The sequence below is a fragment of the Streptomyces sp. NRRL F-2664 genome, assembly GCF_000719345.1.
In the GTDB taxonomy this organism is placed as follows: Bacteria; Actinomycetota; Actinomycetes; order Streptomycetales; family Streptomycetaceae; genus Streptomyces.
The window spans coordinates 1-1,269 of the sequence record NZ_JOFX01000217.1; the positions used below are offsets into that span (position 1 = coordinate 1).

Here is a 1,269-nt window from a genome sequence, read left to right on the forward strand (position 1 = left end):
TTGGCGTAGGCGCCGTCGCGGTAGTTGTCCGCGGTCCGCAGCGGGCGGCCCAGCGCGTCGAGGGTCTCGGTGACCCGACGGCCGTCAGGCGTGGCCGTGACCGTGACGGCCGGGGACGGGTAGGCGATGCGGGTGGTCTGCGGCTTGCCGGAGTCGGGCAGCACCGTGTGCACGGACGGGCGGCCCTGGCGGTCGTACTCCGTACGTGACAGGACCCGCCCGCCGGGCCCGGCCTCCTGCAGGACGGCTCCGGTGGCCAGGTCCACCACCCGCGAGGCGGAGGTCTCGGCATCCGTGCCGGGCGCCACGGTGGTGGTCTCGGTCAGGCGCCCGCCCTCCACGGTCCGGCTGACCTCAGTCTTCAGCTCACCCGGCCCCTCGCCCCGGCCCTCCTGTCCGGCGCCGTCGGCCCAGGAGACCGTCCCGGAGGCAATCTGCCCGTACTTGTCGTAGGTGAACGCCGTCTGCTCGCGGGCGGACAGCTTCCCGGCACTGTCCGCGGTGCGGGTGACGGTCCCGGTGACCGTGCGCCGGTCCGCAGCCAGGGAGTTAGAGGTCTCCTGCAGCACCTTGCCGTCCCGGCCGGTGGTCTTCTGCGACACGACCAGCCCGGTAGCACCCTCTTCAGGGTCGTACACGGTCTCAGTGACCGTGCCCATCTCGTCCACCGTCTTCACCGCACGGCCGTAGGCGTCGTATACGGCGGCGGTCGCCACTTCCCGTTTCTGGCCGGCGCTGTTGTGGACGGTGCTGGCCTCGCGCACCGGCAGCGCCCAGTCCGCAGGCAGCTCCGCATCCCGGGGCGGGGGCACGGGGCTTGCGGGGTCCTGCTGCCAGCTGTAGCCGCGCACCAGTTCCCCGGCCGCGCGGTCGCCGAGGGCGGAGGTGTAGACCTGCTGGGAGGTCAGCAGGTGGAGGCTGTTGTAGTGGGAGACCACCCTGCGCTCGGCGTCCCCGTCGGGGCCCAGGAGGGAGACCTCGGTGGTGTAGGTGAAGCCGGTGCGCTGGTCGAAGACATCGTCCTCGCCCGCGAAGCCGCCCCCCGCACCGGTGTAGGCGCGGCCCTCCTCCACTGCGGGGGAGAACCGCTGCTCGGGTGCGGCGAGTTCGCCTTTGTCGTCGAGGGTGCGCAGGCGGGTCGCGGCCAGCGCGGGGACGGGGGAGCCGGGGATCTCCTCGTAGGCGATCTCGGTCACCGCGCCGAGGGGCGAGGCGACCTTGGTGACGACGGGGCCGTGTCCGGCCAGCGGCCGCCCGTACTCCAGCCCC

General features: G+C 73.3%; 1 protein-coding gene. It reads right to left on the reverse strand.

Annotation, left to right across the window (positions count from 1 at the left end):
• On the reverse strand, window positions 1-1,269 hold a 1,269-nt coding region (locus IF89_RS39305), incomplete at both ends, for a hypothetical protein (RefSeq protein WP_043194858.1).